This window comes from Nocardioides asiaticus, assembly GCF_040049175.1.
GTDB lineage: Bacteria > Actinomycetota > Actinomycetes > Propionibacteriales > Nocardioidaceae > Nocardioides > Nocardioides cheoyonin.
Genome location: NZ_JBDZDM010000004.1, coordinates 1 through 26,119, shown reverse-complemented (window position 1 = coordinate 26,119; position 26,119 = coordinate 1). Strand labels below are relative to the sequence as shown.

The window sequence follows — 26,119 nt, the reverse complement described above, 5'->3', positions numbered from 1 at the left end:
CGTTGCACAAATGGAGTCCGCCACACGTTGGCGGCAGGTTCCCTGAGGAAGAGCTCGACAGATGACGACCACGGCCGGCCGCCCCGTGATGCGGGTCGGCGCCGTCCTCGTCGCGGCGGCGCTGCTGCTCGGCGGCTGCGGCGGCGACGAGGACGACAAGCCCGCGCCGAAGCCGGCGCCATCCCAACCGGCGGTCACGACCCGTACGACGGTCGACCACGTGACCGGCCGGTTGAAGCCCAAGGCGCGCAAGGCGATCATCGCCCGCGCCGGCAAGCTCGTCGACGGCTGGTTCGACGCGGCGTACGTCGGCGGCGACTACCCCAGGAAGGCGACCTCCTTCACGAGCGCGTTCCCCGGGTTCACCGGCGGCGCGGTCGCCGCGGCGCGGAAGAACCTCAAGCTGATGTCCAACGCCGACATCGGCGCGAGGATCAGCGGCGTCCAGCCGTTGTCCAAGGGCGTGCGGCTCGACGTGCTCGCCATGAAGGGCTGGCCGGTCGGCGTCACGGCGCGGATCTGGCTGAGCTACCGGACCAGCGGGCAGCTGGTGTCCAAGCAGCTCGTCCGGGGCCAGCTCGACCTGACCAAGGTGAAGGGGACATGGAAGGTGTTCGCGTTCACGGTCACGAAGACCCGGCGCCCGCTCGGCGGCTCCGGCACCGGCAAGAGTCCCTCCTCGGGCAGCTCGTCGAAGGGAGCGTCCTCATGAGCGAGCGTCAGCGAGCGAGCCTGCGCTCGCGGCTGCGCAGGATGGTCGGACACCGGCTGGCGACGTCGATGGCCCTCGGGGCCGTACTGGCCGTCGCGGCCCTCGTCGTACCCGACTCGAGCGTCGCTCCCACCAACGCCGCCCTGGTCAAGCTGGACGAGGCGTCCGGGGTCGACCTCGGCGGGCTGGCACGCAAGAACGGCGTCATCTGGATCCTCGCGGTCGGCTCCGACGCGCGGCCGGGGCAGGACATGCTCCACACCCGCGGCGACGCGCTGCAGCTGATCGGCATCAACACCCGGACCGGCGCGGCGAGCTCGATCGGGGTGCCACGGGACTCGTGGGTCGACATCCCCGGCCACGGCTACAACAAGATCAACTCCTCGCTCTACTTCGGCGGCCCGAAGCTGCTCGGGCAGACGGTCGGCAACCTGGTGGGTATCCAGCCGTCGTACGTCTTCGTCACGAAGTTCCCCTACCTGGAGAACATGGTGAACGGCATCGGCGGCATCACCGTCCAGAACCCGGTCGCGTTCAGCGACGAGTACCTCAAGCCGAAGGGGTTCAAGAAGGGCCGGATCCACCTCGACGGGTACGACGCCATGGCGTTCTCGCGGATCCGCCACGATCTGCTCCGCGGCGACTTCGACCGCTCGGCCAACCAGCAGCGGGTGCTGCGCGGCATCCAGCTGAAGGTCCGCGCCCACCAGCACGACGTCGGGTTCCTCGCGCGCGGGGTGGTGTCGGTGATGAAGAACCTCCACACCAACCTGTCGCCGGGCGACCTCTACAAGCTCGCGCAGGCGGTCGCCCGGGTGGACCCCACCAAGATCCGGACCTGCGTCGTGCAGGGCTCGATCGGCGACATCGGCGGCGCCAGCGTCGTCCTGCCCTTCGTCTCGGCCGCGCGGGCGATGGGTGCCGACGCGCGTGCCGACGCAACGCTCAGCCGCTGCCGGTAGTCCGGGACGCCGCCACGTGCGGGGTTCCCTGCCCGGCCATGTGCTGCAAAGGTAAAGGTGCGGATCTCGGGGCCGGTCGGTTCGGCATGCCCTGGGACCGGCCGGCGGGGCAGGCCCGTCGGTAGCCATCCGAAGGAGTGCTCCAACGATGAACCATCGACTCCGTGTCGCGAGCCTCGCGACGGCGACCGCCCTCCTGGGGTCAGGCATCGCCGTCGTCGCGTCGGCTCCCGCCCACGCCGCCGACGTCGACGTCGCAGTCACTTCCTGGACGAAGTCGGCGCAGGTCGGCAAGAACGTCACCATCAAGGGGACCATCACCGACGCCGAGGGCGATCCCGTGACCACGGGTATCGCCGGTCTCGCCCGCAAGGTGGGCAACGGCGACTGGCAGCCGGTCAAGGACGACCAGTCCCCGCAGACGTTCAGATTCACCGACAAGCCGACCAGGGCGACGTCGTACCGCGTCGTCTACGCCGACCAGACGGGCACCCAGGCCTACAGCTCGGTCCAGATGCACGTGAAGGTCCATCGCGCCGTCGGCCGGCCCCGCCTACTGCCGCGCAAGGGGGCACTGGCCGGGCCGGTGAAGCCGGCGTACAAGCACAGCAGGGTCGTCATCCAGGAGCGCGCGATCGGATCGGGACCCTGGGAGCGGGTGAAGGTCGTCAAGACGAACGCCAAGAGCCGCTGGGTCCTGCGCGTCCCGAAGAAGTACATGCACTACCGGGCGGTCGTCCGGGCCAGTCACGGCCTCGCCTGGACGGCGTCCCCCGGGACGCTCGTCCGCCCGCGGGACTTCCGCTGAGGCACCGGTGCCGTACGAGCGCCCGTCACGGGTGCTCGTACGGCACCACCTTGTTGCCCTTGAGGCACTGCGCGTCCATGCCGAGCAGCGCGGACGGGACGTCGTACTTCTCGAAGTCGGAGCACGCCGGGACGTCCTGCATGCCCAGCACCTCCTTCCAGCCGCCGTCGTCCTTCCAGACGGCGCGGTAGCCGCCGGCCACGTTGGCCGCGTTCGGGCAGCTCTGCAGCGACGGGTCGACGTCGCGCATCACGTAGGCGAACCCGTCGCTCCTGGTGGCGCTGACGGTGATGACGGCCCCGCGTTTGCAGCCCGGCGTACCACCCAGGCGCTTCCAGTCCTGCTCGAGGGCCTCTCGGGCGTACGCCACGAAGCCGGCCGGTGCGTCCGGCACCGCGTCGTCGGCGACCGGGAGCCGCAGGGTGAGGTTCTTGTAGGTGTGGACGACGCCGCCGGGGGCCTCGGTCGGTGAGCTGCTCGCGCTGGGCGTCTGCGTGGGAGCAGCGGAGCTGCTGCTCGGGGTCGCGCTCGGCGTGGGCGTCTTCGACGGCGTGTTCGACGGGGTCGGCGACGGCTCCGCCGGCACGCTGGTGCTCACCGAGAACGACGGCATCGGGGTCGGCGACGACGACGCGCCGGCCGAGGTCGCGTCGTCACCGCAGCCGGCCAGCAGGGCGGCGCCCGCGACGGCCAGCGCCGCCAGCATGAGGAGGGTGCGCATGCTCTCACTGTGCTGCATCACCAGCCCCAGGGGTCGCATCCGCCCCCGCGTGCCGGGCAACTGGCCAGGGGCAATACCCCGGGTGTGCGGCAGAAGACATTGAAAGTTGAACTAATTTTTCTGGTGCCGATGTTCTGCGGATGAGCGGCTCACTAAGCCCGCTCGGAAGGAACCTCCGACATGAAGCTCGACGCGCGCCACGCCACAGTCGTCGTTGCCGTAGCCGTCATCGCCACAGCACTCCTCGTTGTCGGCCCGGCCGACGCCGCCAAGCTGGTCACCAGCCGGGACATCAGGAACAACTCCGTGTCCAGCGCCGACATCAAGAACGGGTCGGTGACCAGCACCGACATCAAGAACGGAACCATCCGCAAGCAGGACCTGTCCACGTCCCTCACCAAGTGGCTGACCACTGCCCAGGGCGCCACCGGCGCCACGGGCCCCCGGGGTCCGAAGGGCGACACGGGTGATAAGGGCGAAAAGGGCGACACCGGAGCGCAGGGTCCGAAGGGCGACACGGGTGAGAAGGGTGCGAAGGGTGACATCGGAGCCCAGGGCGAGAAGGGCGACACCGGTGCCACCGGTCCCCAGGGGCCTCAGGGCCCGGCAGGGACCACGGCGTTCGGCAACGGTCCGCACTACGACCAGGTGTACGCCGCGCCGGACGACTGTGTCATCGGCTCGGTCTGGCTGATGGCGGCCCCTGGCGCCCTCGGCGTGCCCGCGCACGGCCAGACACTGAAGATCTCGGACTACAGCGCGCTGTACAGCCTGCTCGGCACCACGTACGGCGGGGACGGCCGCACCACCTTCAAGCTCCCCGACCTGAGCGCCGCCGAGCCGGACGGCCTGACCTACAGCATCTGCACGACCGGGATCTACCCCAGCCGGTCGTGAGCCCGCAGGCCCCGGGAGAGCACGCGGCGAGGCACGTGGAAAAGCAGATGGCCCGAACCCTCCGTGGGTTCGGGCCGTGCCGATGTCCTGAGACATCACAGGGCGCCCTCGGCAGGATTCGAACCTGCGGCACCTGGTACCGGAAACCAGTGCTCTATCCCCTGAGCTACGAGGGCCCGCGCCGCCGATCTCTCGACCGGGTGGCGCGAACCGGAAGACTACCCGCCGATCTCGGTGCGGAGGAAACCGGGACCCGCCGATAGGCTTGGGGGGTGACCCCTGCGCAGCTCTCCACCGCGATCGTCGATGTCCTGACGACGCTTGTCGACGAAGGCTCCGTGAGCCTGCCCGACGGCGTCCCGGCAACCGTGTCGGTGGAGCGGCCGCGACAGAAGGAGCACGGCGACTACGCCACCAACGTCGCTCTGCAGCTGGCCAAGAAGGCAGGCACCAACCCGCGCGCGCTGGCCGAGCTCATCAAGGCCGGCCTGGAGCAGCACGACGGCGTCAGCAAGGTCGAGGTCGCCGGCCCGGGCTTCCTCAACATCACGGTCGACACCGGCGCCCAGGCACAGCTCGCCGCCGAGATCGTCAAGGCCGGCGCGTCGTACGGCCACACCAACACGCTCGGTGGTCAGCAGATCAACGTCGAGTTCATCTCGGCCAACCCGACGGGCCCGCTCCACCTCGGCCACACCCGGTGGGCCGTCGTGGGCGACGCGATCGGGCGCGTCCTGGAGGCGGCCGGCGGCAAGGTGACCCGCGAGTTCTACATCAACGACCGCGGCAACCAGATGAACCTCTTCGGCGCCTCCATCGAGGCGGCCGCGCTCGGGCAGCCGGCTCCCGAGGACGGCTACCACGGGGCCTACATCGCCGAGCTCGCGCAGAAGATCGTGGCCGAGGACCCCTCGATCCTCGACCTGCCCGAGTCGGAGCGCGTCGAGGCGTTCCGGGAGAAGGGCTACGCGCTGCAGCTCAAGGAGCAGCAGGACCAGCTCGACGAGTTCCAGACCCACTTCGACGTCTGGTTCTCCGAGCGCAGCCTCCACCAGGGCGACGTCGCCAGCCAGCTCGAGAAGCTCCGCTCGCAGGGTCACCTGTACGACGCCGACGGAGCCCTGTGGATGCGCACCACCGACTTCGGCGACGACCGCGACCGGGTGCTGATCCGCTCCAACGGCGAGCTGACGTACTTCGCCTCCGACACCGCCTACTACGTCAACAAGCGGGAGCGGGGCTTCGAGCTCTGCATCTACCTGCTCGGCGCCGACCACCACGGCTACGTCGGGCGGCTCAAGGCGATGGCGGCGTGCGCCGGCGACGACCCGGACAAGAACATCGAGGTCCTCATCGGCCAGCTCGTGAAGATCATGCGCGGCGACCAGGAGGTGCGGCTCTCCAAGCGCGCCGGCCAGATCGTCACCCTCAACGAGCTCGTCGAGGAGATCGGCGTCGACGCGCTGCGCTACTCGCTGGCCCGCTACCCGGCCGACAGCCCGCTGACGCTCGACATCGAGCAGATCACCAGGGCGTCAAACGACAACCCCGTCTACTACGTGCAGTACGCCCACGCGCGCACCTTCCGGATGAAGGTCAACGCCGCCGACCTCGGGATGACGCTCGACGACGCGATGGCCGCCTTCGACCCGTCGCTGCTCGCGCACCCGCGCGACGGCCAGCTGCTGCGCGCGCTGGCGGAGTTCCCGCGTGTCGTCGCGGCGGCGGCCGAGCTGCGGGAGCCGCACCGGATCGCGCGCTACCTCGAGGACACCGCGTCGGTCTTCAACAGGTGGTACGACACCAAGGAGTGCCGCATGCTGCCGCAGGGCGACGAGCCGGTGACCGCGACCAACCTCACCCGGCTCGTCCTCGTCGAGGCGGCCCAGCGGGTGATCGCGAACGGGCTCGACCTGCTCGGCGTCAGTGCGCCGGAGCGGATGTGACCGGGCCGGAGGTGACCCGATGACCCACGAGGCCGGCTGGGCGCACGCACCCGGCGCGCTGAACGCGCCGTCCTGGCTGCGGCAGCCCGGCGACGTCAACGCGCTCGTGCCCCAGCTGTGGTCGCAGACCGCCCACAAGCAGGGCGGCGTCCTGTACGTCGGCGGCGTGGCCGTCCCCGACCTCGTGGCCAACGTCAACACCCCGGCGTACGTCCTCGACGAGGACGACTTCCGCTCGCGGGCGCGCGCGTTCCGGGACGGCTTCACGGGCTACGACGTCTACTACGCGGGCAAGGCCTTCCTCTGCACCGCCGTCGCGCGCTGGGTGGCCGAGGAGGGGCTCTTCCTCGACGTCTGCAGCAACGGCGAGCTCACTGTCGCGCTGCGGGCGGAGTTCCCGGTCGAGCGGATCGGCTACCACGGCAACAACAAGACGCCGATGGAGCTGCGCCGGGCGATCGTGGCCGGCGTCGGCCGGATCATCGTGGACTCCTTCGACGAGGTCGAGCGGGTCTGCGCGATCACCGCCGAGACCGGCCTGACCGCGCGGGTGATGGTGCGGGTGACGGCCGGGGTCGAGGCCCACACGCACGAATACATCGCGACCGCCCACGAGGACCAGAAGTTCGGCTTCTCGATCAGCTCGGGTGACGCCTTCGCCGCCGTACGCCGGCTGCTGGACGCCCCCGGCGTCGAGCTCCGCGGACTGCACAGCCACATCGGCTCGCAGATCTTCGACAGCGCCGGCTTCGAGGTGGCCGCCCGCCGGGTACTGGCGCTGCACGCGCGGATCCGCGACGAGCTCGGCACCGAGCTGCTCGAGCTCGATCTCGGGGGCGGCTTCGGGATCGCCTACACCACGCAGGACGACCCGTCGACGCCGAAGCAGCTCGCCGAGGAGCTCACCGCGATCGTCGAGCACGAGTGCCGCGCCCTCGGCGTCACCGTGCCGCGGCTGTCGGTCGAGCCCGGCCGGGCGATCGTCGGGCCGTCGATGTGCACCGTCTACACCGTCGGCACGGTCAAGGAGGTCGAGCTCGACGGGGGAGCGCGGCGCACCTACGTGTCCGTGGACGGCGGGATGAGCGACAACATCCGCACGGCGCTGTACGACGCCGACTACTCCGCCACGCTCGCCGGACGCGCCTCCGACGCGCCGCCGGTGCTCGGCCGCGTCGTCGGCAAGCACTGCGAGGCCGGCGACATCGTCGTGAAGGACGAGTTCCTCCCCGGCGACGTCCGCCCGGGCGACCTCGTCGCCGTACCCGCCACCGGCGCCTACTGCCGCTCCATGGCCTCCAACTACAACCACGCCCTGCGTCCGCCCGTCGTCGCGGTCAAGGACGGCACCTCCCGGGTGCTCGTACGCCGGGAGACCGAGGACGATCTCCTCGCCACCGACCTCGGCTGAGGCGCCAGACTGGGGAAATGCTGTTCCCCAACGCCGACCTCGAGCGCATCGCCGCGGGGGAGGTGGACCTGGCGTTCCGCCGCTGGACGCGGCCGATGCACCGGGTCGGCGGGCGCCAGCGGACCCGGGTCGGCGTCGTGGAGTTCACCTCCGTCGACGTGGTCGAGCCGGCCGCGCTCACGGAGGAGGACGCCGGGCGCGCCGGCACCACATTGGACGCGCTCCACGCCTTCCTCTCGCGCAAGCAGGGCGACGTCTACCGCATCGGGGTGAGGTACGCCGGCGCCGACGAGCGGGTCACGCTGCGCGCGAAACGGCCCGGGAAGCGCGAGATCGAGGAGGTCGCGGCCAGGCTGGCCGACATGGACCGGCGCACCCGTCGCGGCCCGTGGACCCGGCAGCACCTCGAGCTGATCGAGGCCCGGCCCGCGGAGCTCGCCGAGACGATCGCGGCCTCGATCGGACGCGAGAAGAGGCCGTTCAAGGCCGACGTACGCCGCCTCAAGGAGCTCGGCCTCACCGAGTCCCTGCCGGTCGGCTACCGGCTCTCGCCGCGCGGCCGGGCCGTCCTCGCCCACCTGCGCGCCGCCGACCGGGGCGGATGACCGACCACAACTGGCGACTCGACGGGTCGGAACTGGCGACTCGACGGGTCGGAACTGGCGACTCGACGTGGCTTGACCTCGAGTCCGCTTGAGGCGGTGTGCTCGTGTCATGCGCGCGATCAGGCAGCACGAGCTCGGCGGCCCGGACGTCCTGTGCTGGGAGGAGGTGCCGGACCGCAGCCGGGCGCGGGCGAGGTGCGGGTCGTCGTCGAGGCGGCCGGCGTACACCTCGTCGACACGGCCATCCGGCAGGGTCCGCACGCCCGACGATGCCGCTCCCGGAGCTGCCCATGACACCCGGGCTCGGCGTGCTCTTCCTCCAGGCCGCGAAGCGGGCGGGCGCCCGCGCCGTCGGCCTCGCCGGCGGGGGCGAGGTCTGGGGCCACGGATGCTGGACGTGCCCGGCGGGATCGCGGCCCTCGGGCGCGAGGTCCTGGCGGCAGCGGCCGACGGGAGCCGCGTGCCGTACGTCGGCAGCGTCTTCCCGCTCGCCGAGGCGGCGCAGGCGCACCGGGCGCTCGAGGCGCGGGAAACCACAGGCAAGGTCGTGCTCGTCTCCGCCAGGATGGACGGGTGAGCGCCCTCGACGTCGGTGAAGCGGTGGCCGCGTCGCTGTGGCGCGGCCGGCACCTGCGCACGACGATCGGCATCTTCGCCCTCGGGTTCATGATCGCGTTCGAGTACCTCGCCGTCGCCACGGTGATGCCCGACGTCGCCGCCGGCCTCGACGGCCTCTCCCTCTACGCCGTGGCGTTTTCCGCGCCGATCGGGGTCTCGGTCGTCGGGTACGCCGTATCCGGCCCGGCGATCGACCGCAGCGGACCGCGTCGCGCGCTCGATCTCGGGGTGCTGGTCTTCGCCGCGGGTCTGGTCCTGTCCGGTCTCGCCCCGACGATGCTGGTCTTCGTGGCCGGCCGCGCGGTCCAGGGGTTCGGGTCGGGGATGGTCGGCACGGCGCTGTACGTCGTCGTGGCGCAGGCCTACCCGGAGCGGCTCCGTCCGCGGGCGTTCACCGTGCTGACCGGGGCGTGGGTGCTCCCGGCGCTGGTGGGGCCGGTCGCCGCCGCCTGGGTCGCCGACGCGGCGAGCTGGCGGTGGGTCTTCCTCGGCGTGCCCGGCCTCTCCGTGCTCGCCTGGCTGCTCGTCCGCGGCGCGCCGTCGCGGGCACGCGGCGACGACAGCGGCCCTCCCGCCCGGGTCGGCTGGGCCGTCGCCGCCTCCGTCGGCGTACTCCTCGTCAGCGTGGCCGGTCAGGGCGACGTCGTGCTGTGGCCGGTGCTGCTCGCCGCTGCCGCGGCGGTCGTGCTGGTCGCCGGTCCCCGCCTCCTCCCGGTCGGGACGTGGCGCGGGGCGCGCGGTCTGCCGAGCGTGATCGGCACCCGCGGCCTCGTCGGCGCCGCGTTCGCGGGCGCTGAGGCCTACGTGCCGCTGATGCTCACCCTCGAGCGCGGCCTCACCCTGACCGACGCCGGGTGGGTGCTCACCGTCGGTGCCGTCACCTGGTTCGGCGGGTCGTGGGTGGTGATCCGGGTGCCCGCCCTCCACGACGAGGTACGCCGGGTCCGGCTCGGCATCGTGCTGCTCACCGCAGGCCTCGCCGTCTTCGCGACCGCGGCCGCCGACGGCGTACCCCTGCTCGTGCCCGTCCTCGGCTGGGGCGTCGCCGGGCTCGGGATCGGGATGGCGTTCTCGACGCTGTCGGTGCTCACCCTGGCGGCTGCCCCCGAGGGGGAGGAGGGCCGGGCGTCCTCGGCGCTGCAGCTCAACGACGGGCTCGTCCAGTCGCTCGTGCTCGCTCTCGGCAGTGCGCTCTTCGCCGGCTTCGCGCACTCCTCGCCCGTCGCGGGCGCGACGCTGCTGGTGGTGATCGCCGCCGGCATCGCCGCCGTATCGCTCGCGCCGTCGGCCCGACTCCGCAGCTGAGCCCGATCCTGGCCGGGCGTGTCCGCGCACAGAGCGCGGGTCGGCGGCGCGGGCCGGCCACGGATACCCTTGTCCGGTGAGCAGTGCTAAGCCCGGTGACAAGCTCGACCGTCTGGGTGTCGCCGTCCTCGGCTGCGGGGTGGTCGGCTCCCAGGTGGTGCGCCTCCTGCTGGAGCAGGAGACCGACCTCGCGGCGCGGGTCGGCGCCCCGGTCGAGCTCCGCGGCGTCGCCGTACGCCGCCTCGACGCGCCCCGCGACGTCGACGTCCCGGCCGAGCTGCTCACCACCGACGCCGCCGGGCTCGCGGCCCGCGACGACATCGACCTCGTCGTCGAGGTGATCGGCGGGATCGAGCCCGCCCGCAGCCTCATCCTGACCGCGCTGGAGAGCGGCGCCAGCGTCGTCACCGCCAACAAGGCCCTCCTCGCCGAGGACGGCCCGACGCTCTACGAGGCCGCCGAGAAGGCCGGCCGCGACCTCTACTACGAGGCGGCCGTCGCCGGTGCGATCCCCATCCTGCGCCCGCTCCGCGAGAGCCTGGCCGGCGACAAGGTCACCCGCGTGATCGGCATCGTCAACGGCACCACCAACTACATCCTCGACAAGATGGACGCCCTCGGCTCCGGCTTCGAGGAGGCCCTCGCCGAGGCCCAGGAGCTGGGGTACGCCGAGGCCGACCCGACCGCCGACATCGAGGGCTTCGACGCCGCTGCGAAGGCGGCGATCCTCGCCAGCCTCGCCTTCCACTCCCGCGTCACCGCCAGCGACGTCCACCGCGAGGGCATCACCGACGTGACCGCCGGCGACGTCGCCTCCGCGAAGGCGATGGGATGCGTCGTCAAGCTGCTCGCCATCGCCGAGCTCAACGGCGACGCCGTCTCGGTCCGGGTGCACCCCGCGATGATCCCGCGGTCCCACCCGCTCGCCAGCGTCCGCGGCGCCTACAACGCCGTCTTCGTCGAGTCCGACGCGGCCGGCCAGCTGATGTTCTACGGTCCCGGAGCCGGCGGTTCGCCGACGGCGAGCGCCGTGCTCGGCGACCTCGTGACGGTGGCCCGCCACCGCATCCAGGACACCCGGGGCGCCGGCGAGTCGGCGTACGCCGACCGGGCCGTGCTTCCGATGGGCGAGACCCTCACCCGCTACCACGTCGCCATCGACGTCGACGACCGCGCGGGCGTGCTGGCCTCGGTGGCGACGGCCTTCGCCCAGCACGACGTCTCGATCCAGACCGTGCGTCAGGAGGGCCGCGGCGAGGACGCCCAGCTGGTCGTCGTCTCCCACGAGGCGACCGACGCGCAGCTGTCGGCCACGGTCGAGGAGCTGCGCGGCATGGACATCGTGCGCGACGTCACCTCCGTCATGCGCGTCGAAGGAGCAGAGTGAGCACCACCCCCACCGCCCCGGCGGGCGCCGCGACCCACCAGTGGCGCGGCGTCATCGAGGAGTACCGCGACCATCTCGACCTCCCCGCCGGCACCGTGGCCGTCACCCTCGGCGAGGGCGGCACCCCGCTCGTGCGGTCGGAGTGGCTGTCGGAGACCGGCCAGGCCGAGGTCTGGCTGAAGGTCGAGGGCCAGAACCCCACCGGCTCCTTCAAGGACCGCGGGATGACCACGGCCATCTCGGTCGCCGTCCACGAGGGCGCCGCGGCGTGCGTCTGCGCCTCCACCGGCAACACCTCCGCCTCGATGGCGGCGTACGCCGCCAAGGCCGGCCTCACCCCGATCGTGCTCGTCCCCAGCGGCAAGATCGCCGCCGGCAAGATGGCCCAGGCGCTCGTCCACGGCGCCCAGGTGATCCAGGTCCGGGGCAACTTCGACGACTGCCTCCGAATGTCGCGGGGGCTCGCCGACCACTATCCGGTCGCTCTCGTCAACAGCGTCAACCCGGTCCGGCTCGAGGGCCAGAAGACAGCGTCGTTCGAGATCGTCGACCGCCTCGGCGACGCCCCCGACGTGCACCTCCTGCCGGTCGGCAACGCCGGCAACATCAGCGCCTACTGGCTCGGCTACAAGCAGTACGCCGAGCGCGGCCGCGCGACCAGGAAGCCGGTCATGCGCGCGTTCCAGGCCGAGGGTGCAGCGCCGCTGGTCACCGGCCGGGTGTTCCCCGACCCGGAGACCAAGGCGACCGCGATCCGGATCGGCAACCCCGCCTCGTGGAGGCTCGCCGACGCCGCCGCCGCGGAGTCCGGCGGCGGGTTCGCCGCACTCCCCGACGAGAGGATCCTCGCCGCCCAGGCCGAGCTCGCCCGGCGCGACGGCGTCTTCGTCGAGCCGGCCTCCGCGGCCGGCGTCGCCGGCTTCCTGCAGGACCTCGAGCAGGGCATCTCGTACGCCGGCCGCCAGGTCGTCGTCACCGTCACCGGCCACGGGCTCAAGGACACCGCCACCGCGCTGGAGTGGTTCGGCGAGGTGCCGCAGGTCGTCGTCGACGCCGACATCGAGGCCGCCGCGAAGGCCGCCGGGCTCGTCTGAGGGTCGCCATGGTCACCTTCGTCGAGGGCGCCGTCACCGTCTCGGTCCCGGCCACGTCCGCCAACCTCGGGCCCGGCTACGACTCGCTCGGCCTCGCGCTCGGCCTGCGCGACCAGCTCACCGGCGAGGTGCTGCCCTCCGGGCTGCAGGTGAGCGTCGAGGGCGCCGGCGCCGAGGGCGACACCCGCGTCCCGCTGGACGAGAGCCACCTCGTCGTACGCTCCATGCGCGCCGCCTTCGAGGTCCTCGGTGCCCAGCCCGCCGGTCTGCGGCTGCACTGCCGCAACCTCATCCCGCACGCGCGCGGCCTCGGCTCGTCCTCGGCGGCGATCGTCGGCGGCATCGTGCTCGCCCGCGCGCTCGTCGCGGGCGGCCAGCTGGTCCTCGACGACGACTCGGTCTTCCGGCTCGCGGCCAGGCTCGAGGGTCACCCCGACAACGTGGCGCCCGCGTTCTACGGCGGCTTCACCATCTCCGGCCAGGAGCCGACCGAGTCGGGGGAGGAGTTCTACGCCGTACGCACCTCGGTCGACCCGCGGATCAGCGCGGTCGTCTTCGTCCCGCCGACCGGCGTGCGGACCGAGGTGGCCCGCGGGCTGATCCCGGAGTCGGTCCCGCACGCCGACGCCGCGGCCGACGCCGGTCGTACGGCGCTGCTCGTCGCGGCCCTCAACGGCCAGCCGGAGCAGCTGCTACGCGCGACCCGCGACTACCTCCACCAGGAGTACCGGCGGCCCGCCATGCCCGTCTCGCTCGCCTTCGTGGACGAGCTGCGGGCGGACGGGTTCGCGGCGATCGTGTCCGGCGCCGGGCCGACCGTGCTCGCCTTCAGCGACGGCGTCGACTCCGCCTACACCGCCAAGCTCGCGGCCCGATGCCCGCACGGCTGGACCTGCCACGCGCTGCCGGTCGACCTCCGCGGCGCGATCTCGGTCTGATGGTCGTCGCCACGACCGAGGCGGAATCCGCGTCGGGTCGGGCGGTGTTACATTGGTGACGCGCCGTCGGTCGACGGCGTAGCATCCCGCAGGGCCTCGGGTGCCCGGCCGATGCGAACCACCTCCTTCCCTACAGACCGTGCTCGTGCACGTCCGTGACGGCTGCCCGTCCGAGGGGAAGTTCTGACAATGACGAGCCCCGGCGTCGTACGCCGGTGGCGGATACGTGGGAAGGACCTCACGTGACGGAAACGACCGAATCCACCGCACCGAAGAAGCGCGGTGGACTCAACTCCATGCTGATCGCGGACCTGAAGGCGATGGCGGGAGGCATGGGGATCCCGGGCGCCGGCTCCATGAAGAAGGCCCAGCTCATCGAGGCCATCAAGGCGGCGCAGGGCAACCGCGCCGCCGCGCCGGCCGACCGCGCCGCCGCGCCGGCCGACCGCGCCGCCGCGCCGGCCGACCGCGCCGCCGCGCCGGCCGAGGGTGACGCCGCGCCGCGCCGCGAGCGGAAGCCGCGCGCCGGCGCCCAGGGCGAGCGGGCCGCGGAGCAGAAGAGCGCTGCGGCGGAGTCCCAGAAGCAGGACGAGTCGAAGCAGGACCGGCCGAAGCAGGACCGGCCGAAGCAGGACGAGTCGAAGCAGGACCGGCCGAAGCAGGACCAGAAGGACCAGCGGTCCTCGGGCCAGGGCCGCGGTGACCAGGACGGCCGCCGCGGTCAGGGCAACCAGGGCAAGAGCCAGGACCGACAGGGCCAGGACCGACAGGGCCAGGACCGACAGGGCCAGGACCGACAGGGCCAGGACCGACAGGGTCAGGACGGCCAGGGCCAGGAGAGCCAGGACGACGGCCAGCAGGGTCAGCAGGACGGCGACGGAGGCAGCCGCCGCAACCGCCGCCGTCGCGGCCGCGACCGGGACCGCAGCCGCGGCAACCAGCGCAACGAGCCGGACACGACGATCCTCGAGGACGACGTCCTCGTTCCGGCGGCGGGCATCCTCGACGTGCTCGACAACTATGCGTTCGTGCGCACCAGCGGCTACCTGCCGGGCGCCGAGGACGTCTACGTCTCGCTGTCGATGGTCAAGCGGCTCGGCCTGCGCCGGGGCGACGCGATCGTCGGGCAGGTGCGCCAGCCCCGCGAGGGCGAGCGCAAGGAGAAGTTCAACCCGATGGTGCGCATCGACAGCGTCAACGGGGCCGACCCCGAGTCGGCGAAGCACCGGGTGGAGTTCAGCAAGCTGACTCCGCTCTACCCCTCGGAGCGGCTGCGGCTCGAGACCGACCCGGCCAACCTGATCGGCCGGGTGATCGACGTCGCCGCGCCGATCGGCAAGGGCCAGCGCGGCCTCATCGTCTCGCCCGCGAAGGCCGGCAAGACGATGATCCTGCAGCAGATCGCCAACTCGATCACGACCAACAACCCCGAGTGCCACCTCATGGTGGTCCTCGTCGACGAGCGGCCCGAGGAGGTCACCGACTTCGAGCGATCGGTCAAGGGCGAGGTCATCTCCTCGACGTTCGACCGTCCGCCGGCGGACCACACGACGGTCGCCGAGCTGGCGATCGAGCGCGCCAAGCGTCTCGTCGAGCTCGGGCACGACGTCGTCGTACTCCTCGACGGCATCACCCGCCTCGGCCGTGCCTACAACCTCGCCACGCCGGCGTCGGGCCGGATCCTGTCGGGCGGGGTCGACTCAGCGGCGCTGTATCCGCCGAAGAAGTTCTTCGGCGCAGCCCGCAACATCGAGAACGGCGGCTCGCTCACGATCCTCGCGACCGCCCTCATCGAGTCGGGCTCGAAGATGGACGAGGTGATCTTCGAGGAGTTCAAGGGCACCGGCAACATGGAGATCAGGCTGCGCCGCGACTTCGCCGAGAAGCGGATCTTCCCGGCCATCGACGTCGTCGCCTCCGGCACCCGCCGGGAGGAGCTGCTGATGAGCCCGGAGGAGCTCCAGATCGTCTGGAAGCTCCGCCGCGTCCTCTCCGGTCTCGACGGCCAGCAGGCGCTCGAACTGCTGCTGGAGCGCCTTCGGAAGACGCACAGCAACATCGAGTTCCTGATGCAGGTGCAGAAGACCACCCCGGGCGAGGGCCTCTGAGGGTGGTCCGGAAGATTTCGGCCCCCGATCCCGTTGCCATAGACTGACTCTTCGGTTCCGGTTCACGTCCCACGCATCAGTGGTGGCGACCCGGCGCCCATCTCTCGAGAGGAACCTCATGAAGCCCGACATCCACCCGACCTACGTCGAGACCCAGGTGACCTGCACCTGTGGCAACACGTTCACCACGCGCAGCACGAAGTCGGACGGCGTCATCCGCGCCGACGTGTGCTCCCAGTGCCACCCCTTCTACACCGGCAAGCAGAAGATCCTCGACACCGGCGGCCGCGTCGCCCGGTTCGAGGCCCGCTACGGCAAGAAGAAGTAGCTACGTCGAAGCGCCGACCTTCCCGATCGCGGGAAGGTCGGCGCTCCTCATTTGATGTGCAGGAGCGCCGACCCGGCGCCTCTGAGGTGTGCGGAAGCGCCGACCCGGCGCTGGAGGAGAGACGGTGTTCGAGGCGGTAGAAGGGCTCGTCGAGGAGCACGCCGAGCTGGAGAAGCAGCTCTCCGCGCCCGAGACCCACGCCGACGCCCGGCTGGCGAAGCGGCTCAACCAGCGGTACGCCGAGCTCAGCTCGATCATCGGGGCCTACCGCGAGTGGCAGCAGCTCGGTGACGACGCGGGGGCCGCGCGGGAGCTGGCTGCCGACGACCCGTCGTTCGCGGACGAGGCGGACACGCTCGAGGCGAGACGCGCGGACGCCGAGGAGCGGCTGCGACGCCTGCTCGTGCCGCGCGACCCGACCGACGACAAGGACGCCATCCTCGAGGTGAAGTCGGGGGAGGGCGGCGAGGAGTCGGCGCTGTTCGCCGGCGACCTGTTGCGGATGTACACCCGGTACGCCGAGCGGCAGGGCTGGACGACCGAGATCCTCGACGCCACCGAGTCCGACCTCGGCGGCTTCAAGTCCGTCACCGTCGCGGTGAAGGCGAAGGGCACGCCCGAGCCAGGCGCGGCGCCGTACGCGCTGCTGAAGTTCGAGGGCGGGGTGCACCGTGTCCAGCGGGTGCCCGTGACCGAGTCGCAGGGCCGGGTCCACACCAGCGCCGCCGGCGTACTCGTCATGCCGGAGGCCGAGCCGATCGACGTCGAGATCAACGAGAACGACCTGCGGATCGACGTCTTCCGCAGCTCCGGCCCGGGCGGCCAGAGCGTCAACACGACCGACTCCGCGGTGCGGATCACCCACCTCCCGACCGGGATCGTCGTCTCGATGCAGAACGAGAAGTCCCAGCTGCAGAACAAGGAGCAGGCGCTGCGCGTGCTCCGCGCCCGGCTGCTGCAGGCCGCCCAGGACGCCGCCGACGCCGAGGCCTCGGATGCGCGCCGGAGCCAGGTCCGCACCGTGGACCGCTCGGAGCGGATCCGCACGTACAACTATCCGGAGAACCGCATCTCCGACCATCGCACCGGCTACAAGGCCTACAACCTCGACCAGGTGCTCGACGGCGATCTCGGCCCGGTCGTCGAGTCGGCCGTCGAGGCCGACCTGGCGGCGCGGCTGGCGGCGCTCGAGGAGCACGGCGGTTGAGCACGACGCGCCCCCGCCAGGTCCTGGCCGAGGCCACGGACCGGCTCCGCGAGGCGGGCGTGCCGAGTCCGGAGTACGACGCCGCCGAGCTGCTCGCCCATGCGCTCGGCACCACGCGCGGCTCGCTGGTGCTCGTCGACGACGTACCCGCGGCGGCGCTCGAGGCGTTCCAGGAGCTCCTGGCCCGCCGGGCCGACCGTGAGCCGCTGCAGCACCTCACCGGCGTCGCCCACTTCCGGCACGTCGAGCTGGCGGTCGGGCCGGGTGTCTTCGTGCCGCGGCCGGAGACCGAGCTGCTCGCCGGCTGGGCGATCGAAGCGGCACAGGCTGAGGAGGCACCCGTCGTGGTCGACCTGTGCACCGGCTCCGGCGCGATCGCGCGGGCGGTCGCCGACGAGGTGCCGCAGGCCGAGGTGCACGCCGTCGAGCTGAGCGACGACGCCTTCCGGTGGGCGCAGCGCAACCTGGACGGCACCGGTGTCGACCTGCGCCAGGGGGACTTCGCCGCGGCGTTCGACGACCTCGCCGGGTCGGTCGACGTGGTCGTCTGCAACCCGCCGTACGTCCCGCTCGAGGCGTGGGAGTCGGTCGCGCCCGAGGCCCGGGACCACGACCCGCACCAGGCGCTCTTCTCCGGCGACGACGGGCTCGACGCGATCCGCGTCCTCGAGCGGCGCGCGGCCCTCCTGCTGAAGCCGCAGGGAGTGCTCGGCTTCGAGCACGCCGACGTGCAGGGCGAGTCGGCACCCGCCGTGTTCGCGGCCACCGGCCGCTGGTCGGAGGTGCGCGATCACGCGGATCTCGCGGGGCGTCCGCGCTACACGACGGCGCGGCTGGCACGATGAGCCCGAAGGAAGGAGACGCGTGAGCACCCGTTATCCCACCGGCACCGACGAGGAGCGCGAGGAGGCCGTCGAGGCGGCCGCCCAGGCGCTCCAGAACGGCTCCGTCGTGGTCCTGCCGACCGACACCGTGTACGGCATCGCCGCGGACGCGTTCGACAAGGGCGCCGTCACCGCGCTGCTGGAGGCGAAGGGCCGCGGCCGGTCGATGCCGCCGCCGGTGCTGGTCAGCAACGCGGCGACGCTCGACGCGCTCGCGACCCGGGTGCCCGAGTGGGCCCGGTCGCTGGTGGAGGAGCTCTGGCCGGGCGCGCTCACGGTGGTGCTCCACCAGCAGCCGTCGCTGCAGTGGGACCTCGGCGACACCCGCAGCACCGTCGCCGTACGCATGCCCGACCTGGAGCTGACCCGCGAGATCATCGATCGGGTCGGCCCGCTCGCCGTGAGCTCGGCCAACAAGACCGGGATGCCGGCAGCCACCGACGCCGACCAGGCGGAGGAGATGCTGGGCGACGACGTCGAGATCCTCGTCGACGGCGGGGAGGTGCCCGGGGGAGAGGCGTCGACCATCGTCGACGCGACCGGCGACGTGCCCCGCCTGCTCCGTCTCGGCGCGATCCCGGTGGACCGGCTCGACGCCGTCCTCGAGAAGCACGGGCTCTCGGTGGAGGAGACCACTGCCTGATGCGTGCCTACCTGCTGGTCTTCCTCGTCGCCGCGGCGGTGACCTACCTGCTGACCGTCGTCGCCCGTGAGGTGGCCGTGCGGACGGGCGCCGTGGCACGGGTCCGGGACCGGGACGTCCACGCCGAGCCGATCCCCTACATGGGCGGGCTCGCGATGTTGGGCGGCCTGGTGGCGGCGTACGTCGTGGCGCGCAAGCTGCCCTTCCTCGCCGACAGCCCGAGCTTCGTGCTCCACGACGCCGGGGTCGTCATCCTGGCCGGGGCGCTGATCTGCCTGGTCGGGATCATCGACGACATCATCGAGCTCGATGCCCTCACCAAGCTGGGCGGGCAGGTGCTCGCCACGGCGGTGCTGATCGCCTTCAACGTCCAGTACATCTTCATCACCCAGCCCGACGGCACCCAGTTCTCCATCGAGCCCGCCCAGGGCGCCCTGCTGACCGGGCTCGTCGTCGTCGCCACGATCAACGCGGTGAACTTCATCGACGGCCTCGACGGCCTCGCCGCAGGCGTCGTCGGCATCGGGGCGGTCGCGTTCTTCCTGTTCTGCTACGAGCTCACCCGGATCAACGACGTCAGCCGGGCGACCACGGCGGCGCTGCTCAGCTGCGCGCTGGCCGGGGCCTGCGTCGGCTTCCTCATCCACAACTGGCACCCGGCCAGGCTCTTCATGGGGGACAGCGGCTCGATGCTCATCGGCCTGGTCCTCTCGGGGAGCGCCGTGTCGCTGTCCGGGCAGTTCACCCCCTCGGACCTCAGCCAGGGGGCCCACGGGTCGCAGGCCAGCCTGCTGCCCACGCTGCTGCCGGTCCTGCTGCCGGTCACGATCCTGGTGGTGCCGCTCGCCGACCTGGTCATGGCCGTCGTACGCCGGACCGCGGCCGGCCGCTCGCCGTTCTCGCCCGACAAGCAGCACCTCCACCACCGGCTGCTGGAGATCGGTCACTCGCAGCGCCGCGCGGTGCTCATCATGTGGCTGTGGGCGGCGCTGATCGGCTTCGGCTCGGTCTTCGCCAGCCTCTACACCGGTCCGGCGATGTGGAGCGGGCTGGGCGCCGCGGTGGCGGTGACGCTGGTGCTGACCTTCCTGCTGCCGAAGGTGCGCGGGGCGCGCACCGACGCGTTCCTCGAGCCGCCGGAGGAGCCGTCGCCGGCCCCCTGATGCGAGCCGTGGTCCCGCCACGTGGAAGGGTGTGGATCGATCCATTTCGGGCGGGCGAGACGCTTGTGATAGTTTTCACGAGCGTTACGGATACGCTCAGGTAACGCCCGCACGCCCCACGACACACAGATCGGCCGCCGATGATGACGACCGCCCCCAGCGCACCAGGAACGGGCCTCAGCCCCCGCCCGGGAGGCGGTCTGCGCTGTGATAGGTTCTCGGCGAGCGTCGACGTCGTGTCCACGTTCGCAGCGCAGGTCGGCCAGGCCGCGCGAGCGCACTCCGTCAATCCCCAGGTAGCATGCCCGTCGTCGAGGACCCTCATCCGCCTCTGCGTGGACGTGACCTACTCGGTCTCGGAGGGCTGCTCGTCGGCTCCGTCGTCGGTTGTACGGCGATCGGGCTGGTCATCGACCATGTCGCCGGGTCGGCACCGGTCGGCGCGGTCGTCGGTGTTGCGATCGGCATCGCCCTCGGCGCGGTCGGCTTCATCGCTCGCGTACGTCGGGCGCTCCGCGATCCATCAGAGTGAGGTGACACCGTGACGACCACATCGCAGGCGATCCAGCAGCCCGGAAGGGCGACGGTCGGCCGGGTCATCCGGGACCAGCGCAAGATCGAGCTGGTCGCCCTCGGCATGATGGTGTTCAGCCTCTGGTTCGGACAGTCGGGTGACTGGCTGCTCCCGGCCTGTCTGGCCGGCGGAGTGCTCCTGGGGCTCCTCAACCACCTCGCGACCGAGTTCTGGCTGCTTCGGGTGATCACCTCCGGGGCCAAGCCCACCCGGGGCCAGATGACGCGCGCGACGATCGTCCGTCTTGCCGTGCTTGCCGTGATCGCCGTCGGCGTCGCGGCCCTGTTGTGGCCCGACGGCATCGGCCTGCTCCTGGGGCTGGCCATCTTCCGTCTGATCGCCCTGGTGATGACCACCATCCCGCTGCTGAAGGAGCTGAAGAACCCATGAGCGGCCTGCTGGCCACCATCGCGCCCCTCGAGATCGACATCCACCCCGGGGAGCACCCGGAGTGGCACGTCCTGGGGATGACGCTCAACGCCGACACCATCTGGTGCACGCTCGTCGCTGGTGCGATCGTCGTCGGTCTCGGTCTGATCCTGCGCCGCCAACTGGTCAAGAAGACCGCCGGCAACGTCCCCACGAAGCTGCAGATCCTCTGGGAGACGATCGTCAAGGAGGTGCAGACGCAGGTCGAGGACAACCTCGGTCGGGTCCACCCCTATGTCGTCCCGTTGGCCGTGGCGCTGTTCTTCTTCATCCTCATCGCCAACTGGCTCGAGCTCATCCCCAGCGAGCTCAACAAGGACGTGCACGCGCTCCCGGCGCCGACGGCCGACACCAACCTCACCTACGCCATGGCGGTGCTCGTCATCGTCAGCGTGTGGGTCTACGGCATCCGCACCAAGGGCGTGAAGGGCTACTTCCGCCACTTCATCGAGCCCTACCCGGTGCTGCTTCCGCTGAACATCCTCGAGGAGCTCGTCAAGCCGATCACGCTTGCCCTGCGACTCTTCGGCAACATCTTCGCCGGCGGCATCATGCTCGGCCTGATCGCGGGCCTGGTCGCCTGGAAGATCGGCCCGGTCCCCGTCGGCGGCGTGCTGTCGTTCCTCGCCGACATCCTGTGGAAGCTGTTCGACATGTTCATCGGCCTGATCCAGGCCTTCATCTTCTCGCTCCTGACGGTGCTCTACTTCGGCATGGCTGCGGCCGGCCACGGCGACGAGCACGGTCACGACGACGAGCAGGACGAGAAGGCCCCAGAACTCGCGGCCTGAGCCCCGCTCACGTCGTACCAGAGGTAAACCCCGATGCGCCCGCCCGGGCGCGTGAATCAAGGAGAGACAGTGGCAGCAGATCCGGATCTCGTTTCGGCCATCAAGACCGCGGGCGCGTTCGTCGGCGGTGGCCTCGCACTCGGCGGCGGCGCGATCGGTGCCGGCGTCGGTGACGGCCTGGCCGGTTCGTCGTACATCCAGGGCGTGGCGCGCCAGCCGGAGGCACAGGGCCGCCTGCAGACGATCTTCTTCCTGACGGTCGGCCTGGTCGAGGCGATGTTCTTCATCAACCTCGCCTTCATGGCGCTGTTCGTCTTCGTCCTGGGCAAGTGAGCACGGCCCGACACGGGGCACGCACCACCCGCACTAGGCAAAGGACCAAGAGGTAGATGAGCATCCCTCAGCCGACTCCGCTCGCGAGCAACTTCCTGGTGCCCAACGGCACCTTCATCGTGGAGTTGATCGCGTTCGTCGTCATCGTCATCCTCCTTGCCCGGTACGTCATCCCGCCGATCAACAGGGCGATGACCGCCCGGCAGGACGCCATCCGGAAGCAGTTCGCCGATCTCGACCGAGCCAAGGAGGAGGCGAACTCCGCCAAGGACGAGTTCGAGTCGCAGATCGCCGACGCCCGCAAGGAGGCCGCGCAGATCCGCGAGCAGGCTCGCGAGCAGGGCGCCGCGATCATCGCCGAGATGCGTGAGCAGGCCCAGGCCGAGGCCGCGCGGATCGTCGAGCACGGCAAGACCCAGATCGAGGCCGAGCGTCAGCAGGCGGTCGCCTCGCTGCGCGCCGAGGTCGGCTCGCTGGCGACCCAGCTGGCCGGTCGCATCGTCGGCGAGAGCCTCGAGGACGAGACCCGGCAGAACCGTGTCGTCGAGCGTTTCCTCGGCGACCTCGAGGCCGGCGCGCCGTCGGGCGGTGTCAACTGATGGACTTCCGTGGAGCATCGGCCGAGACGCTCTCCGCCGTCATCGACGAGCTGAAGGCTGCTGTCTCCGGCTCGACCGAGGCGGCAGCGACGACGGCCGACTCCCTGTTCTCCGTCTCGCAGACCTTCCGAACCGAGCCCGCGCTGCGCCGCTTCGCGACGGACGGCTCGATCCCGGTCGAGGCCAAGCAGGGGCTGGTCAGGGAGGTCTTCGGCGGCAAGCTCGACGACGCCGCCCTGACCGTCCTGGTCAGTGCGGTCTCGCGGCGCTGGACCCACAGCGGAGACCTGCCCGACGGTGTCGAGCGGCTCTCCGAGGTGGCGGCGGTGCTGTCGGCCGGCGAGCAGGGTCCGGAGCTGTCGGACGAGCTGTTCGAGCTGCGCCGGATCATCGACCACAACCCGACCCTGCGGGACGCGCTGTCGGATCCTGCTCGGTCCGTCGCGGACAAGAGCGAGCTGGTCGACTCGCTGCTGGCCGGCAAGGTCCAGCCCGCGACGCTCACCCTGGCCAAGCAGGCGCTCGCCGGCAGCTACGGCACGGTGTCGGCGGCTCTGTCCGCCTACCGCACCCTGGCCGGCGACACGTTCGGCGAGAGCGTCGCGACGGTCTACGTCGCGTCGCCGTTGAGCGACGACCAGGCGGCCCGGCTCGCTGCGACGCTGCAGCGGAACTACGGGCGCCCGGTCCACACCAACGTCGTCGTCGACGCCTCGGTCCTCGGTGGCATCCGGGTCGAGATCGGCGACGATGTCATCGACGGATCGGTCGCGAGCCGACTCGACGACGCCGAGCGGCTCCTGGCGGGCTGAGCGTCTCGCCGAGCACCCAGACTTCAGACAGACACGAGAGAGAAGGCACGTGAGATGACGGAGCTCACCATCCGTCCGGACGAGATCCGCGACGCACTGCAGAAGTTCGTCGCCGAGTACAAGCCCGAGGCCGCCAAGACCGAGGAGGTCGGCACGGTCGCGCAGACCGCGGACGGCATCGCGCGGGTCGCCGGTCTGCCCTCGGCGATGGCCAACGAGCTGCTCGAGTTCGAGGACGGCACGCTGGGCATCGCCCTGAACCTCGACACCCGCGAGATCGGTGTCGTCATCCTCGGTGACTTCGACAAGATCGAGGAGGGCCAGACGGTCCGCCGCACCGGCGAGATCCTCTCGGTGCCCGTCGGCGACGGCTACCTCGGCCGCGTCGTGGACCCGCTCGGCAACGCGATCGACGGCCTCGGCGAGATCGCGACCGTCGGCCGGCGCGCCCTCGAGCTGCAGGCGCCGAGCGTGATGCAGCGCAAGTCCGTGCACGAGCCGCTCGCGACCGGCATCAAGGCCATCGACTCGATGACCCCGATCGGCCGCGGCCAGCGCCAGCTCATCATCGGCGACCGCGCCACCGGCAAGACCACGATCGCCATCGACACGATCATCAACCAGAAGCAGAACTGGGAGTCCGGCGATCCGGACAAGCAGGTCCGCTGCATCTACGTCGCCATCGGTCAGAAGGGCTCGACGATCGCCTCGGTGCGTGGCGCCCTCGAGGCCGCCGGCGCGCTCGAGTACACCACGATCGTGGCCGCCCCGGCGTCCGACTCGGCCGGGTTCAAGTACCTCGCGCCGTACACCGGCTCGGCCATCGGCCAGCACTGGATGTACGACGGCAAGCACGTGCTGATCGTGTTCGACGACCTCACCAAGCAGGCCGAGGCCTACCGCGCCGTGTCGCTGCTGCTGCGGCGTCCGCCGGGCCGCGAGGCCTACCCCGGTGACGTCTTCTACCTGCACAGCCGCCTGCTCGAGCGATGCGCGAAGCTCTCCGACGACATGGGCGCGGGCTCGATGACGGGTCTGCCGATCATCGAGACCAAGGCCAACGACGTCTCGGCGTTCATCCCGACCAACGTCATCTCGATCACCGACGGTCAGATCTTCCTGCAGTCGGACCTGTTCGCCGCCAACCAGCGGCCCGCGATCGACGTCGGCGTGTCGGTGTCGCGAGTCGGCGGCGCCGCGATGACCAAGGCGATGAAGGCCGTCACCGGCTCGCTCAAGGTCGACCTGGCGCAGTACCGCGCGATGGAGGCCTTCGCGATGTTCGCCTCCGACCTCGACGCCGCCTCCCGGCAGCAGCTCGAGCGCGGCCAGCGGCTGATGGCACTGCTGAAGCAGCCGGCGTACTCGCCGTACCCGCTCGAGGAGATGACGGTCTCGCTGTGGCTCGGCACGACCGGCCGCCTCGACGTCATCCCGGTCCAGGACGTGCTCAAGTTCGAGCAGGAGTTCATCGACTACCTGCGGACCTCGCAGGAGGGGATCCTCAGTGGCATCCGCGAGTCGCTGAACGTCACCGAGGACACCGAGTCGGCGCTGGAGAGCGCCTACGACCGGTTCCTCGGTGAGTTCCAGACCTCCGAGGGCGGCTTCATCAGGCCGGGTCACGAGGAGGCCGCCCCGCTGAGCGACGCGGAGATCGAGCAGGAGCAGATCGTCCGGCAGAAGCGGGGCTGAGCATGGCCGTCTCGCTGCGTGAGTACCGCGCGCGGATCCGATCGACGGAGTCGATGAAGAAGATCACGCGTGCCATGGAGCTCATCGCTGCGTCCCGCATCATCAAGGCGCAGCAGCGGGCCAATGCGGCCGCGCCGTACGCCCGCGAGCTCACCCGTGCGGTGTCGGCCGTGGCGACCTACTCCAACGTCAGCCACGCCCTCACCACCGAGCCCGAGAGCCCCGACCGCGCTGCGGTCCTGGTCATCACCAGCGACCGCGGCCTGGCCGGCGCCTACTCCTCGAGCGTGATCCGCGAGGCCGAGGGGCTGATCGAGAAGCTCCGCTCCGAGGGCAAGGAGGTCGACCTCTACATCTCCGGGCGGAAGGGCGAGGCCTACTACCGGTTCCGCGGCCGCAAGGTCGAGCAGAGCTGGACGGGCCACAGCGACCAGCCGACGTACGACGTCGCCAAGGAGATCGGCGGCAAGCTGATCGACGTCTTCATCCAGGGTGCCGACCCCGGGATGGCCACCGCTCCGGGCGTTGACGAGGTCCACCTCGTCTACACCCGCTTCCGGTCGATGCTCGTGCAGGAGCCCCACGCCGTGCGGCTGCTGCCGCTCGAGGTGGTCGAGGGCGAGGAGCGTCCGGACCCGAGCGAGGTGCTCCCGCTCTACGAGTTCGAGCCGAGCGCCGAGGCGGTCCTCGACGGTCTGCTCCCGCAGTACGTCGAGAGCAGGGTGTTCTACGCTCTCCTGCAGGCGGCCGCCTCGGAGCTGGCGGCCCGTCAGAAGGCGATGAAGTCCGCGACCGACAACGCCGACGAGCTCATCAAGAAGTTCACCCGGATCGCCAACCAGGCCCGCCAGGCCGGGATCACCCAGGAAATCAGCGAGATCGTCGGGGGCGTCAACGCGCTGGCCGACGCGACTGCCGCGAACGACTGACCCATCCCCGAAAGAGTGAGTGACATGACTGCAACCGTTGACGAGACGACCACGGCCACGACGGCCAGCGGTCGCATCGCCCGGGTGATCGGCCCGGTGGTCGACGTGGAGTTCCCCGTCGACGCGATGCCCGAGATCTACAACAAGCTCGAGGTCGAGGTCGTCCTCGGCGGCGAGTCGACGACGCTGCCGCTGGAGGTGGCCCAGCACATCGGTGACG

General features: G+C 71.1%; 27 protein-coding genes, 1 tRNA gene and 1 pseudogene. 27 read left to right on the top strand and 2 right to left on the bottom strand.

Translation table 11 applies throughout. The features are described from left to right. Positions 1–61: 61 nt before the first annotated feature. The 3 genes from ABLE53_RS15135 to ABLE53_RS15125 all read left to right on the top strand — a co-directional run bounded on the left by ABLE53_RS15135 (position 62) and on the right by ABLE53_RS15125 (position 2,482). Positions 62–712: a hypothetical protein gene (locus ABLE53_RS15135; protein WP_348859836.1), complete on the top strand. Its 651-nt coding sequence runs from the start codon at positions 62–64 to the stop codon at positions 710–712. Further along, a complete protein-coding gene (locus ABLE53_RS15130) occupies positions 709–1,674 on the top strand; it encodes an LCP family protein (protein ID WP_348859835.1) in 966 nt (321 codons plus the stop codon). The genes ABLE53_RS15135 and ABLE53_RS15130 overlap by 4 nt, the downstream gene beginning before the upstream one ends. Before the next feature lie 148 nt (positions 1,675–1,822). Beyond that, positions 1,823–2,482, top strand: coding sequence for a hypothetical protein (locus tag ABLE53_RS15125; protein ID WP_348859834.1), 660 nt, complete (start codon positions 1,823–1,825; stop codon positions 2,480–2,482). Positions 2,483–2,507: 25 nt separating this feature from the next. Here ABLE53_RS15125 and ABLE53_RS15120 read toward each other — a convergent pair whose 3' ends face one another. Then, positions 2,508–3,203, bottom strand: a complete 696-nt coding sequence (locus tag ABLE53_RS15120; protein WP_348859833.1) for a hypothetical protein — start codon at positions 3,201–3,203, stop codon at positions 2,508–2,510. A gap of 180 nt (positions 3,204–3,383) precedes the next feature. Here ABLE53_RS15120 and ABLE53_RS15115 point away from each other — a divergent pair, with 180 nt between their 5' ends. Further along, positions 3,384–4,100, top strand: coding sequence for a tail fiber protein (locus ABLE53_RS15115; protein ID WP_348859832.1), 717 nt, complete (start codon positions 3,384–3,386; stop codon positions 4,098–4,100). 103 nt (positions 4,101–4,203) lie between these two features. On the opposite strand, the gene ABLE53_RS15110 is transcribed toward ABLE53_RS15115, so the two are convergent. Beyond that, positions 4,204–4,276, bottom strand: a tRNA-Arg gene (locus ABLE53_RS15110). A 96-nt stretch (positions 4,277–4,372) separates the two neighbouring features. On the opposite strand from ABLE53_RS15110, the gene argS reads away from it, so the two are divergent. The 23 genes and pseudogenes from argS to ABLE53_RS14995 form a co-directional block, all read left to right on the top strand. Further along, positions 4,373–6,046 carry an arginine--tRNA ligase gene (gene argS / locus ABLE53_RS15105; RefSeq protein WP_348859831.1) on the top strand — a complete coding sequence of 558 codons (1,674 nt, stop codon included), beginning with the start codon at positions 4,373–4,375 and terminating at the stop codon, positions 6,044–6,046. A 19-nt stretch (positions 6,047–6,065) separates the two neighbouring features. After that, the gene (gene lysA, locus ABLE53_RS15100; RefSeq protein WP_348859830.1) at positions 6,066–7,457 is read left to right on the top strand and encodes a diaminopimelate decarboxylase; all 1,392 of its coding nucleotides are present in this window, start codon (positions 6,066–6,068) and stop codon (positions 7,455–7,457) included. Between the two features lie 17 nt (positions 7,458–7,474). Beyond that, entirely contained in the window at positions 7,475–8,062 is a 588-nt protein-coding gene (locus ABLE53_RS15095; protein WP_348859829.1) for a hypothetical protein, read from the top strand. Positions 8,063–8,450: 388 nt separating this feature from the next. After that, the gene (locus ABLE53_RS24905; protein ID WP_484555212.1) at positions 8,451–8,639 is read left to right on the top strand and encodes a zinc-binding dehydrogenase; all 189 of its coding nucleotides are present in this window, start codon (positions 8,451–8,453) and stop codon (positions 8,637–8,639) included. Continuing rightward, on the top strand, positions 8,636–9,985 hold the full coding sequence (locus ABLE53_RS15085; RefSeq protein WP_348859826.1) for an MFS transporter: 1,350 nt from the start codon (positions 8,636–8,638) through the stop codon (positions 9,983–9,985). Before ABLE53_RS24905 ends, ABLE53_RS15085 begins: the two co-directional genes overlap by 4 nt. A gap of 76 nt (positions 9,986–10,061) precedes the next feature. Beyond that, entirely contained in the window at positions 10,062–11,372 is a 1,311-nt protein-coding gene (locus ABLE53_RS15080) for a homoserine dehydrogenase (protein WP_348859825.1), read from the top strand. Then, the gene (thrC, locus tag ABLE53_RS15075) at positions 11,369–12,466 is read left to right on the top strand and encodes a threonine synthase (protein WP_348859824.1); all 1,098 of its coding nucleotides are present in this window, start codon (positions 11,369–11,371) and stop codon (positions 12,464–12,466) included. Before ABLE53_RS15080 ends, thrC begins: the two co-directional genes overlap by 4 nt. 8 nt (positions 12,467–12,474) lie before the next feature. Then, complete coding sequence (thrB, locus tag ABLE53_RS15070; protein WP_348859822.1) at positions 12,475–13,404, top strand: homoserine kinase; 930 nt, start codon at positions 12,475–12,477, stop codon at positions 13,402–13,404. 242 nt (positions 13,405–13,646) lie between these two features. Further along, a complete protein-coding gene (gene rho / locus ABLE53_RS15065; protein WP_348859821.1) occupies positions 13,647–15,512 on the top strand; it encodes a transcription termination factor Rho in 1,866 nt (621 codons plus the stop codon). A 118-nt stretch (positions 15,513–15,630) separates the two neighbouring features. Then, the gene (gene rpmE / locus ABLE53_RS15060) at positions 15,631–15,840 is read left to right on the top strand and encodes a 50S ribosomal protein L31 (RefSeq protein ID WP_348859820.1); all 210 of its coding nucleotides are present in this window, start codon (positions 15,631–15,633) and stop codon (positions 15,838–15,840) included. Positions 15,841–15,964: 124 nt separating this feature from the next. Next, positions 15,965–17,047: a peptide chain release factor 1 gene (gene prfA / locus ABLE53_RS15055; protein WP_348859819.1), complete on the top strand. Its 1,083-nt coding sequence runs from the start codon at positions 15,965–15,967 to the stop codon at positions 17,045–17,047. Further along, positions 17,044–17,892, top strand: coding sequence for a peptide chain release factor N(5)-glutamine methyltransferase (prmC, locus tag ABLE53_RS15050; protein ID WP_348859818.1), 849 nt, complete (start codon positions 17,044–17,046; stop codon positions 17,890–17,892). Before prfA ends, prmC begins: the two co-directional genes overlap by 4 nt. A gap of 19 nt (positions 17,893–17,911) precedes the next feature. Then, entirely contained in the window at positions 17,912–18,574 is a 663-nt protein-coding gene (locus ABLE53_RS15045) for an L-threonylcarbamoyladenylate synthase (RefSeq protein WP_348859816.1), read from the top strand. Then, a complete protein-coding gene (locus ABLE53_RS15040) occupies positions 18,574–19,737 on the top strand; it encodes a glycosyltransferase family 4 protein (RefSeq protein WP_348859815.1) in 1,164 nt (387 codons plus the stop codon). Before ABLE53_RS15045 ends, ABLE53_RS15040 begins: the two co-directional genes overlap by 1 nt. 301 nt (positions 19,738–20,038) lie before the next feature. Next, complete coding sequence (locus ABLE53_RS15035) at positions 20,039–20,269, top strand: hypothetical protein (protein WP_348859814.1); 231 nt, start codon at positions 20,039–20,041, stop codon at positions 20,267–20,269. A 9-nt stretch (positions 20,270–20,278) separates the two neighbouring features. Further along, positions 20,279–20,701 (top strand): ATP synthase subunit I, encoded by a 423-nt coding sequence (locus tag ABLE53_RS15030; protein WP_348859813.1) that lies wholly within the window; start codon positions 20,279–20,281, stop codon positions 20,699–20,701. Then, a complete protein-coding gene (gene atpB, locus ABLE53_RS15025; protein ID WP_348859812.1) occupies positions 20,698–21,531 on the top strand; it encodes a F0F1 ATP synthase subunit A in 834 nt (277 codons plus the stop codon). The genes ABLE53_RS15030 and atpB overlap by 4 nt, the downstream gene beginning before the upstream one ends. Before the next feature lie 69 nt (positions 21,532–21,600). Then, positions 21,601–21,864 (top strand): F0F1 ATP synthase subunit C, encoded by a 264-nt coding sequence (locus ABLE53_RS15020; protein WP_348859811.1) that lies wholly within the window; start codon positions 21,601–21,603, stop codon positions 21,862–21,864. A 56-nt stretch (positions 21,865–21,920) separates the two neighbouring features. Next, complete coding sequence (locus tag ABLE53_RS15015) at positions 21,921–22,463, top strand: F0F1 ATP synthase subunit B (protein WP_348859810.1); 543 nt, start codon at positions 21,921–21,923, stop codon at positions 22,461–22,463. Then, positions 22,463–23,275, top strand: a complete 813-nt coding sequence (locus ABLE53_RS15010; protein WP_348859809.1) for a F0F1 ATP synthase subunit delta — start codon at positions 22,463–22,465, stop codon at positions 23,273–23,275. The genes ABLE53_RS15015 and ABLE53_RS15010 overlap by 1 nt, the downstream gene beginning before the upstream one ends. Positions 23,276–23,329: 54 nt before the next feature. Next, positions 23,330–24,970, top strand: coding sequence for a F0F1 ATP synthase subunit alpha (gene atpA / locus ABLE53_RS15005; protein WP_348859808.1), 1,641 nt, complete (start codon positions 23,330–23,332; stop codon positions 24,968–24,970). A gap of 2 nt (positions 24,971–24,972) precedes the next feature. Beyond that, entirely contained in the window at positions 24,973–25,899 is a 927-nt protein-coding gene (locus ABLE53_RS15000; RefSeq protein WP_348859807.1) for a F0F1 ATP synthase subunit gamma, read from the top strand. A gap of 24 nt (positions 25,900–25,923) precedes the next feature. Next, positions 25,924–26,119 (top strand): annotated as a pseudogene (locus ABLE53_RS14995) (F0F1 ATP synthase subunit beta); the annotation flags it as partial.

Bases quoted from the DNA above. Each gene is read 5' to 3' on its own strand.
- ABLE53_RS15015 (WP_348859810.1), top strand. From the start codon at position 21,921: ATGAGCATCCCTCAGCCGACTCCGCTCGCGAGCAACTTCCTGGTGCCC.
- ABLE53_RS15115 (WP_348859832.1), top strand. From the start codon at position 3,384: ATGAAGCTCGACGCGCGCCACGCCACAGTCGTCGTTGCCGTAGCCGTC.
- ABLE53_RS15125 (WP_348859834.1), top strand. From the start codon at position 1,823: ATGAACCATCGACTCCGTGTCGCGAGCCTCGCGACGGCGACCGCCCTC.
- ABLE53_RS15135 (WP_348859836.1), top strand. From the start codon at position 62: ATGACGACCACGGCCGGCCGCCCCGTGATGCGGGTCGGCGCCGTCCTC.
- ABLE53_RS24905 (WP_484555212.1), top strand. From the start codon at position 8,451: ATGCTGGACGTGCCCGGCGGGATCGCGGCCCTCGGGCGCGAGGTCCTG.
- ABLE53_RS15040 (WP_348859815.1), top strand. From the start codon at position 18,574: ATGCGTGCCTACCTGCTGGTCTTCCTCGTCGCCGCGGCGGTGACCTAC.
- rpmE (WP_348859820.1), top strand. From the start codon at position 15,631: ATGAAGCCCGACATCCACCCGACCTACGTCGAGACCCAGGTGACCTGC.
- lysA (WP_348859830.1), top strand. From the start codon at position 6,066: ATGACCCACGAGGCCGGCTGGGCGCACGCACCCGGCGCGCTGAACGCG.
- ABLE53_RS15120 (WP_348859833.1), bottom strand. From the start codon at position 3,203: ATGCGCACCCTCCTCATGCTGGCGGCGCTGGCCGTCGCGGGCGCCGCC.
- ABLE53_RS15000 (WP_348859807.1), top strand. From the start codon at position 24,973: ATGGCCGTCTCGCTGCGTGAGTACCGCGCGCGGATCCGATCGACGGAG.
- thrB (WP_348859822.1), top strand. From the start codon at position 12,475: ATGGTCACCTTCGTCGAGGGCGCCGTCACCGTCTCGGTCCCGGCCACG.
- atpB (WP_348859812.1), top strand. From the start codon at position 20,698: ATGAGCGGCCTGCTGGCCACCATCGCGCCCCTCGAGATCGACATCCAC.
- ABLE53_RS15130 (WP_348859835.1), top strand. From the start codon at position 709: ATGAGCGAGCGTCAGCGAGCGAGCCTGCGCTCGCGGCTGCGCAGGATG.
- ABLE53_RS15035 (WP_348859814.1), top strand. From the start codon at position 20,039: ATGCCCGTCGTCGAGGACCCTCATCCGCCTCTGCGTGGACGTGACCTA.
- atpA (WP_348859808.1), top strand. From the start codon at position 23,330: ATGACGGAGCTCACCATCCGTCCGGACGAGATCCGCGACGCACTGCAG.
- ABLE53_RS15095 (WP_348859829.1), top strand. From the start codon at position 7,475: ATGCTGTTCCCCAACGCCGACCTCGAGCGCATCGCCGCGGGGGAGGTG.
- ABLE53_RS15010 (WP_348859809.1), top strand. From the start codon at position 22,463: ATGGACTTCCGTGGAGCATCGGCCGAGACGCTCTCCGCCGTCATCGAC.